Raw genomic sequence first — 9528 nt, 5'->3', positions numbered from 1 at the left:
TAATCCCACACCTTTTCCACCATGTAAACATATTTTTGAAACTATTTCAGTGTTAATTTTACCAACAAGTACCATTTTAACTATGTCCATGGTTTCTTTGTCTGTTATCCGAAGTCCTTCAATAAATTCAGGTTCTTTCCCTATTTTGGCCATTGCTCTTGAGATTTCAGGTCCTCCGCCGTGTACAACTATCGGTTCCATACCTACATACTTTAAAAGAACAGTATCTCGTGCTGTTGATTCCATTGCTCCTTCATCAATCATGGCATGGCCTCCGTATTTGATAAGGATCTTTTTTTGATGAAATTTCTTAATGTAAGGCAGTGCCTCGATTAAAATATTTACAGTTTCCATTATATCGCCATTTAAAATATTATAAATTTAATATTAATCTGTTTTAATTTATGTTTTATGCAGAGTACTCTTCAATAGTCACAACTCAAACTTAATTTGATCAAAATATTTCAATTTAACCATTATCTTTTTAATACTCTGAATTAATCTACACATCAACCTTTAAGAAAAAGTTGATCAAAATACATTATTTAACCAAATATTAACATTTTATCATGTAGAATACTCTGAGTTAATCTTCACGTAATCATAAGTTAAATCACAGCCGTAAGCTTTAGCAGAGTATTTTCCAAGGTTAAGATCCACGATTATCTTTATTTCGTCATTTTTCATAATTTTTTCTGCTGCTTTAAGTTCTTTTGAACCTTCAGAGGCTATTATTGAACCTTTTTTAACGATTTCAACACTATTATTATCTGATTCAAAGGTCACATCAACTTTATTTTCATCCATTTCAGCCCCGGAATATCCTACAGCGGCAACAATCCGCCCCCAGTTAGGATCTGCACCGAACAGGGCAGTTTTTACAAGTGTTGAACCTGCTATTGCTCTTGCAGCATCTTTTGCATCTTTATATCTTGATGCGCCATTTACAGTGATTTCCATGTATTTAGTTGCACCTTCTCCATCCTTTACCATCATTTTTGCAAGTTCAGTGCACACAAAATTCAGCGCTTCCTGGAAATTTTCATCTATCTGGCCTGAACCTTTCCCTGCCATCAACAAAACTGTGTCATTTGTACTTTCATCACCATCTACAACAACCATGTTAAATGATTTATCTACTGCTATTTTTAAGGCATTTTGAAGTTCTTCTGGTGATGCCTTAGCATCAGTAGCAATGAAACATAACATTGTGCCCATATTTGGAGCTATCATCCCTGAACCTTTGGTAATGCCCCCAATTTTTATTACATCGCCATTTTTTAGCTCCGTTTGGACTGAAATTTCCTTAGGGTAAGTATCAGTGGTCATTATTGCTTCTGCAGCAGATTTAGAAGCTAAAGGTGAATTTTCAAGTCCTTCAATAGATTCTGCTATTAAATCGTTTATTATATCCATAGGAAGCTTTCTTCCAATTATACCTGTGGATGCAACAGCCACATCTTTTGGTTCGATATTGAGACTTCTGGCAACTTTTCTTGCCATTTCTTTGGCATCTTTCATTCCTTCATGGCCGGTAAAACAGTTTGCATTTCCGCTGTTTGCAACGATAGCCGAAATTTTACCGTCTTTAACTGCTTCTTGTGTTAAAATAACAGGTGCTGCACGTACTTTGTTGGATGTAAATACTGCCGCTGCATTGCTATCTTTATTCACTATAATAGCTAAGCCATATTTCCCTTTACGAGCGCTTGAAGCCATTAAAGTATTGACAGCGCAGATTCCGCCTTCTATAATTTTCATAAATGTATCTCCTGATATAATTAAAATAAATGATTAATGTTTAAAAATTCACAGTGTTGAACTGTTAGTTCCATTCCCTGTTGATGTCGATGGGTTATCATTTTGTGTAACTGGTTCTGTGTATACCTCTTCATTAGTTGTTGGACTGGAAGTTGTCTGAGTATTTGTATTAGTATTTACATTCTTAGTGCTGGGAATCTGGGGCATTTCCTGATTACTTTTATTAATCTGGGGGACAGATGTATCATTTTGGTTAATACCCATCACTATTCCTGCTCCTGAACCACATCCAAACGCGATTAAGGAAATGATTATTGCTACTACAGCTTTTGCTTCTGTTTCTGGCTTCATAATACCACTTTATTTAGCTTTAAATCTAATACTTATAAATATATGATTTTAAGGTTTTTATATCTTTTCTATGCATCTCTGATTGATTATATCATATTATGTTGTAACTGCATATAAAAGGGCCAGAAATATGGCTACTATTCCAAATTCCCAGCGTCCTACACTCCACCCAACAAATGAAACTATAAACACAAATATGAATATCAAAAATACTTTGGATTTTTTGTACAGGAAAAACTCCATTACTGCTCTTGCAAATTCAGAGGGAATAAAATAAGCATATGTCCCATCAGCGATATCGAAAACCATGACCGGGCTGTTATTCCATATTTTAATATTATCCGCCAGCTGAGCTCTTTCTCCTGATTCCCTTCTGCTTTTTCCTATACCTGCCCTGAGCATAGCACCATTGTTTAAGGCATGCCATGCTGAATCAATTCCTGCACGTAATGCTGCGTCTTTTGTTGGCAGATTTGCAATTAAGTCATCCCCGCCTTCACGATACCCCTCGATTTTTCCGTCGCATTCTTTTTCAATAAAATTTTTAATTTCTGTCATTATTTCAACGAGTTTATCACGGCCATTTTCCTCTATAAACTTTGTTGAATCTATAATATCGATAAATAAATAATTATCGTACACTGCTGGGGTTCCTCGCACTTTTTCAAGCTTTTCTGAAAAAACAATTGCAAATTCTCCACCGAGCTTGGTAAATCCAACCCCTGAAGTTTCTCCAATCTGTTTATTTAAATTTATGGCTCTTTCAATTGCAGCAGCTCCTGTCATCCCAACTGCAGCCCTAACAGAGACATCTTTATCCATTCCAAGCCCAATAAGTTCAATTCCAACCCTTATAGCATCATTTTTTGAAAGCATTCTTGCAACAATTTCTGTGTTGCTCTCTTCAACAATTATACCCTTTTCTTTCTTAATAAGGTTTACAAACTGTTTAATGATAGGATCTCTTCTTATAACCTCTACATACAGGTATCTATCGCTACCCATTATTATATTACTTAATAGGGCATATTCATCCACTTTATCTTCTGCAGGGGTTATTTCAATGAACTTTCTACTTCGGGGTATGTTTTCTGTTCCAATTTCTTTTATAAGATTTTGAAAGATATTTTGAGTGTTAATATGTGCACGATCCAGCTCAAGAAGCATGGTATGTGTATAATTAATCATTTCCACATAGTCTCGCTCTTTCTCATTTGTGGGGTAATATTTAGTGCCGATACTTAAGACTTTAGATTTAATAAAGAATCCAAATAAACCTCTCATTAGATAATCCATGACCATTTAGGGTTTTCCTCCTACAATAAGATAATTTGTGAATTATTGACTAACTTTCTGGTTTTTCTAATATTATTTCAAATTGTCCTGGTTTTTCCAGAAGCATACTCGGTTTAACTGATACAATAGGGAATTTCCATGTTCCAATCCTTGCAGCCACTGTACTTGCTATATTCCTTGAATTTTTCTTTACAAATGCATAATCATGATCATTAATGGTTATATTAACATTGTACTTTGACTCTTCTTTTACTTCATCAGAGTAAAGAATATTAAGCTCAAAAGTCCCGGGTTTTGTGAAAAGATCATTTCTTATAGCAACAAGAGGGGCATGATCGAGTTTTAATCTGTCACCGACTGTTACTGCAATATTTCCAGCATATCTCACAGCATCTTTATAGTCCCTTGGACTTACAAGAACGAAAATGATAAAATCACTTGTTTTTTCAGCATCTTCAACCATATTCATTACTTTGTCAAAGAGGGGAATTTTCATAAATATATCTTCTAATTTAGAATCAATTCCTTCTTCCTTGCTTTTCGTAATTCTATCAATTGCTTCCTTTGCAATGGCAATACCACTTAATTTTTTGCTTTTTTTATGCCTGTAAGGTTCCATTCCCTTTTTCTCAAATTCATTCAGGCATTGGGTAGATATTTTTTGGAGAATATTTTTAATTTTCTTGGGCTTTGATGATGATCCAATGATCACTTCTCCGCCTTTTACACTGTAGGGAATTCTTCTACTTGCAATATCTTTAAATTCATCATTATATTCTCTGAATATATCATTTGATAATATTTTTGCATCTTCATCTTCAGCTATTTTCAAAATATAGTGATCTGCTGTGGTGCCTGATGGAACCTGCACTATTCTCCCTTCTTCAAGGAGTTTGTTGAATTCTTCCTTTTTATCTATTTCATGTCGCAGTGATGCATCTGCAATGGCATAGGGCTCATATCCTAACGCCTTTAAAGCTTCTATTGACTTTAATACAGTGTCTAAACGTGGACTACCGTCTTTTTCTTTCCCATAATGAGCCACATTAGATGCATCGATAATTACTTTCAATCAATCACCTTACACTTATTTTCATATTTTGCAAGAATTCTTGAATTCCCATCAGACTGATTCAATACTATTTCTACACTTTTCTCCTGAATATCAATTGTGTTAAATGAACAAATATCTTTTCCCCGAAGTTTCAGAGATGATACTGTTCCCGCGGTTACAAATGCAGTATTTTCAAGTTGCCATACATGAGGCACATGTTTATGCCCTGAAAGCACCAGATCAGCGTTTCCATCTATTACTGATTTCAAAATATCTCCTGCGTCAGTTAATACGTTTCTTTCACGCCCTGTTTTTGGAACAGGTATCAGATGGTGGTGAAGAGCTATTATTTTATACAGATTTCGGTTTTCAGCTTCTTTCAGTTCTTTTTCCATTCTTTTCTGTTGAGCTCTTCCAATTTTCCCATAATCCAGGTCCGGTTCGCTGCTGTCCAATCCTATGGCTTTAATTTCATCATTTTTAACTGTTAAAGTACTGCATCGTTTTCTTATCAGCTGTTCAAATGATTCATTTCCTATATGCCTTGAATCATGGTTTCCAGGAACAACAAGGATTGGATTTTCTATTAAATCCAGAAACTCTGCTGCATGTTCAAATTCATGATAGTAACCATTTTCAGTTATATCGCCTGTGACAATGACTAAATCAGGGTTAAGCTCATTAGATTTTTTAATTGCACTTAATAAAAATTCATCTTTAAAATTGATTGCACCCACGTGCAGATCAGATAAATGAACGATAAATGCCATTAACTTAACCTCATAATCGCTTCTGCAAGGTCTCCATTGGTTTCTTTAAGGGCTTTATGAGCTTCTTCCTTACTTACACCTGTTTGAGCAGATACAAGCTCAACATCCTCATCTGGAATGATTAATTCAACTTTTAACTTCCTCTCTTTGGGCTTGCCAGTGATCTGATAGGTTTTCTGTCCCATGAAATCCATCAAGTTTACCTTAGGATTGCTGATAATTACTTCTTTATCTTTAAATTTAATTATTACTTCTGTAGCACCCTTAACATCTTTCATGTCCATTCCCATCTGTTTCATGGCTCTCTGCATCTGTTTAAGTTGTTTTGGGTTCATTCCTGCACCAGGTATCATTATTTTCCTCCTTTCCTTGTTTTAACTGCTTGGCCTATGTTAAAGTCCATTATTTCACGGCCATTTAAAAGTGACTTACCAAATGCTAAAAGTTCATCATTTTCATTAACAATCAGAACTTCTTCATTAGCTCTTATATTTATATCACAATCTATTACAAATTTAGCAAATATACTTTTTCCTTCTCTTGCAAAGGGTTCAGCATCGCTGTTTACAACAACCCTATTTTCAGGATATTCAAGATAACTGTGAAGACGTTTTGCACCTTCCATGCTGAGCACAAAAATGCCATCACTTGCACGAAGTGTTGCAATTAAAACATCGCCGTCATGAACATGCCTTATCTTACCTGTTTTTCTACTTTTAACAATATTTATGTTTCCATTAAATAGAGCTTTTCCCGAACCTTCTCCAAATTGATAATCTGCTATATATTCTATTTTATTTAAATCATCTAAATTTATTTCCAGAGATTCTTCATATTTTTCAATTTTATAGTCAAGATTAAACTTCTTTATGACCTTTTCACTTATTATAATTTCAATGAAATTTTCCATATAATCCCTTAAAGTATCCTGGATAAACTTTTTGGAATCTTCATCCAGACATGAAGGGGCTTCATTTTGAGCTAAAGGGTACACTTCATCAACTTCGAGGGGAATAATTCCAAAAGGATAATCAAGTACTGCTATTTGCACTGAATCATTCAATTCAGCATCACTTGAATTCTGGATTTTATATAATTCACCCACTAGATCATTTATATTTTCAATTTCAGGATTATTTAAAAGGATTGTTTTGATATTTTTTGAATAAGGCTTTTTAAATGGAGGTAAAAGCACTAACCTATTCTTTTTTGGAAGTCTCTTAAGACGTTTTAGGTGTCTGTAAATTTCGGGCCTGTTCAGGGATTCAGGACCACTGTAAAAAAATGCAGATTTTTTGTAGGCCGGATCGAATTCTTCCAGCATGTTTTTATATTTTTTCAGACCTCTTAGAGCATCTAAAAGATATGGATGGGATCTGCATCTATTTTCAACCAGTTCAAGCAGGCTTCCATTGATTATTGCCTGTTTTATCTTCCTTATTTCTGCAAAACTGATGTTAAGGTTATGTGCTGCTATCAGTTTCATTCTCTGCTCTTTCTTCATTCCCCTTAAATCTTTAGGAGTATAATTTGCACATACTTCACAGGAGCAGGGCATTTGAGAGAGATTTTGAAGTTTATATGTTCCATCAGGCATCATAAAACGATCATCCTGAGCATAAAGGATATATGCAGCAGAATCAAAAAGATCACAGCCCATTGCTACTGCAAAGGCAAATACCATGGGGTGACCTGCTCCCATAAGGTGTCTTGGTCTTGATGGAGGTAAATGCTGTACTGAAGCCATTACTATATCAAGAACATCCATGTATTTGTAATTTTCAAGTAGAGGAACCACTGCACCTATTGGATACACCTCAAAATCCATTTTTCCTATTATTCCGGCACATTTGGCCCTTAAATCAGGGAATGTTGAACCCTGAACAACTGAGTTCATCATTAAATTTTCCCTTACATTTAAGGCTTCTTCTGCTCGTTTAAGTGTGATTTCAAGTTCTCTTTCTGCTCTTTCGCGTTTTACGTATGGTGGAGTTGGAATATCCAGTGAAGTACCAATATCTGTACCTATCTTCTCCTGGAATTCAATTATTTCTCTGTTATCTACATCAATATCTCCATATTCTGATAATTGAAAAGAACCTGAATCTGTAACTATGGGGCCGTTAAAATTAATTAAATCATGAACACCGCCTTTAAGGGCCTTATTTTTAAGTTCTTCATTTTTATAGATTATATAAGCATTGGTTATTACCATATCGGCCCCGTATCTTTTAACATCAATTGTCTGTTTACCGGGGTGAATAACAGGCATTAAAGCTGGAGTTTCCACAGTTCCATGTGGAGTTTTAAGTTTTCCAATTCTGCCTAAAGCATCTTTATATTTAATTTCGAAGTTCAATTTTTCCACCTTTATTTAAGATAATTCTATTCTATTATTCTTTCAGCGTCATTGCATTTTTCAATAATTATTGATAATCTCTTTATCATTTCATTAATCCTGCTTTTTGAATCCTCTAATCTGGAGCTTCCACATTTGCAGATGCATTCCTCATATTGGGGGCATATAATAAATCGGGCTTCAAAAGATTTCAGATCATCTATTCCCATAAATCCAATATTTCTTAAAATTCTTCTTTTAAGTCTTGAGTTTTCTAATTCCTTATTTAAAAAAACAGGAGTTTTTACTGTTGATGCTATTCTAGAATTTCCTCTCACCAATTTTCGCTCATTTTCACGTCTTTCTATTATTTCTTCACCAGATCCTTTGAGCTCTGGATCCCTAAACGGAACACCTGCATCGCTTAACGCTATCATCCTTTCATCAGCAGCGCTGACTTGGGTTTGGATCATTTTTGAGCTCTTTGATGCTATAGTTCCCCCACTTTTTCTTCCAAATTGAGGTCCTTCCCCTATATGGAGTCCTGCAAGAACCATTGCAGATCTAACCGGAGCTGCAGACGTATAAGTTAAAATCAGTCCATTTTCTTTAAGCAGATTTTTTAGTGCAATGAAAAACTCTAAAGAATACAGTTCTGGTGATTTAAGGGGTGAAAATGGGTCTAAAAATACTGCATCATATCTTTTATCTGTTATATTTTTAACTACATTTCTTGCATCATCAATATAAATATTGATATTAATTCTTTCATGTATTTTTTCTTGATAAAATTTAAAACCAAGTAATTCCCTTTTAAATAATTCGCTTTCTATTGCTCCCTTAATTATTTCATATGATTCTATCGGATTATCTATAAGAAGGGCTGCCTGTAATGTTTCCTTTGATATTTCTATCATGTCTATATCAATTTTAACTGAATCATCTAAATTTTCGATGCATGTTGCTGCATTGTAACCAAGACCGCTGCATATATCCAGAATTTTAACTTCCTTTTTGCCTTCAAGTTGGGCTGGTTTAACAAATTTTTCCAGTGATTCAGTAACCGCACCATGACAAGTATGCATCATCTCTGATTTACCGGATACTCCATTAGAGTCCAATGTATACGATCCATCTTCAGTTTTTATAAAATAAGCCTTTAAATCTTCTTTAATATCATTCCTGGCATTTCTATTGCCTTTTTTCTCATCTTCAAAACATCTTCTGATAATTTCAAGTGCCTTATCTGATGCAGTTAATGCCCTGTAATTATTTTTTTTCATGCTATCTTGAATAATATGTTTTATTTCATTAATATATTGGTAAAATTAAATATCCAGTATTAAAGATATATTTTCCTATAGGATATAGAAGATAATAATTAAAATCCAAAACCAAAGAACTACGGTTGATTAGAATTCACGAGGTTATAACATGGCAAAAATTATAGGAATTATAGGAAGTCCAAGAAAAAAAGGAAATACAACTTTTCTGGTTGAAAAGGCCCTTGAAGCTGCTAAAGAAAATGGAGCAGACGTTGAAAGTTATCATTTAGGTAAAATGGAAATTGAACCATGCACAGCATGTGATATATGTAAAATGACCGGTGAATGCCCCAAAGATGATGAAATTAACAATCTACTCATTAAAGTCCAGGAAGCACATGGATTAATCATTGGAAGTCCGGTTTATTTTGGAAACGTTTCAGCACAGTTAAAGATGTTCATGGACAGGTCAAGACCGCTGCGCTCTGATTTTAAACTTAAAGATAAAGTTGGGGGTGCTATCACTGTTGGAGGATCAAGAAACGGAGGACAGGAAACAGCCATTTCAGCAATACATGAATTCTTATTGATCCACGATGCAGTGGTTGTTGGAGATGGATCTCCCCTTGCTCATTACGGAGGTACAGGATTTTCTGGAGCTGCAGGAGACATTAAAAATGATGATTTCGGCAT

10 protein-coding genes are annotated in these 9528 nt (G+C 34.7%); 1 reads left to right on the top strand and 9 read right to left on the bottom strand.

Translation table 11 applies throughout. From position 1 onward, the window contains the following. The 9 genes from argB to QMD61_11045 all read right to left on the bottom strand — a co-directional run. Positions 1-354, bottom strand: a 354-nt coding sequence (gene argB, locus QMD61_11085) for an acetylglutamate kinase (GenBank protein ID MDI6725179.1), incomplete at its 3' end; no start/stop codon positions are given. Positions 355-567: 213 nt separating this feature from the next. Next, a complete protein-coding gene (gene argJ, locus QMD61_11080; GenBank protein MDI6725178.1) occupies positions 568-1761 on the bottom strand; it encodes a bifunctional ornithine acetyltransferase/N-acetylglutamate synthase in 1194 nt (397 codons plus the stop codon). Between the two features lie 48 nt (positions 1762-1809). Continuing rightward, on the bottom strand, positions 1810-2112 hold the full coding sequence (locus QMD61_11075) for a hypothetical protein (protein MDI6725177.1): 303 nt from the start codon (positions 2110-2112) through the stop codon (positions 1810-1812). A gap of 96 nt (positions 2113-2208) precedes the next feature. Beyond that, positions 2209-3414 (bottom strand): hypothetical protein, encoded by a 1206-nt coding sequence (locus tag QMD61_11070; protein ID MDI6725176.1) that lies wholly within the window; start codon positions 3412-3414, stop codon positions 2209-2211. Positions 3415-3457: 43 nt separating this feature from the next. Further along, the gene (locus tag QMD61_11065; GenBank protein ID MDI6725175.1) at positions 3458-4480 is read right to left on the bottom strand and encodes a Zc3h12a-like ribonuclease; all 1023 of its coding nucleotides are present in this window, start codon (positions 4478-4480) and stop codon (positions 3458-3460) included. After that, the gene (locus QMD61_11060) at positions 4477-5232 is read right to left on the bottom strand and encodes a metallophosphoesterase (GenBank protein ID MDI6725174.1); all 756 of its coding nucleotides are present in this window, start codon (positions 5230-5232) and stop codon (positions 4477-4479) included. Before QMD61_11060 ends, QMD61_11065 begins: the two co-directional genes overlap by 4 nt. Further along, positions 5232-5585, bottom strand: a complete 354-nt coding sequence (locus QMD61_11055) for a nascent polypeptide-associated complex protein (GenBank protein MDI6725173.1) — start codon at positions 5583-5585, stop codon at positions 5232-5234. The genes QMD61_11060 and QMD61_11055 overlap by 1 nt, the downstream gene beginning before the upstream one ends. Beyond that, positions 5585-7591, bottom strand: a complete 2007-nt coding sequence (gene tgtA, locus QMD61_11050; GenBank protein MDI6725172.1) for a tRNA guanosine(15) transglycosylase TgtA — start codon at positions 7589-7591, stop codon at positions 5585-5587. The genes QMD61_11055 and tgtA overlap by 1 nt, the downstream gene beginning before the upstream one ends. 26 nt (positions 7592-7617) lie before the next feature. Next, complete coding sequence (locus QMD61_11045; GenBank protein ID MDI6725171.1) at positions 7618-8853, bottom strand: MnmC family methyltransferase; 1236 nt, start codon at positions 8851-8853, stop codon at positions 7618-7620. 151 nt (positions 8854-9004) lie between these two features. Between QMD61_11045 and QMD61_11040 the strand changes: the two genes are divergently transcribed. After that, on the top strand, positions 9005-9528 hold a 524-nt coding region (locus tag QMD61_11040), incomplete at its 3' end, for a flavodoxin family protein (protein MDI6725170.1).

It is taken from the genome of Methanobacterium sp. (assembly GCA_030017655.1).
GTDB lineage: Archaea > Methanobacteriota > Methanobacteria > Methanobacteriales > Methanobacteriaceae > Methanobacterium_D.
This window is presented reverse-complemented; position numbering and strand designations above follow the sequence as displayed.

Coding starts and splice junctions, on each gene's coding strand:
- argJ (MDI6725178.1), bottom strand. CDS start 1,761: ATGAAAATTATAGAAGGCGGAATCTGCGCTGTCAATACTTTAATGGCT.
- QMD61_11075 (MDI6725177.1), bottom strand. CDS start 2,112: ATGAAGCCAGAAACAGAAGCAAAAGCTGTAGTAGCAATAATCATTTCC.
- QMD61_11070 (MDI6725176.1), bottom strand. CDS start 3,414: ATGGTCATGGATTATCTAATGAGAGGTTTATTTGGATTCTTTATTAAA.
- QMD61_11060 (MDI6725174.1), bottom strand. CDS start 5,232: ATGGCATTTATCGTTCATTTATCTGATCTGCACGTGGGTGCAATCAAT.
- QMD61_11055 (MDI6725173.1), bottom strand. CDS start 5,585: ATGATACCTGGTGCAGGAATGAACCCAAAACAACTTAAACAGATGCAG.
- QMD61_11045 (MDI6725171.1), bottom strand. CDS start 8,853: ATGAAAAAAAATAATTACAGGGCATTAACTGCATCAGATAAGGCACTT.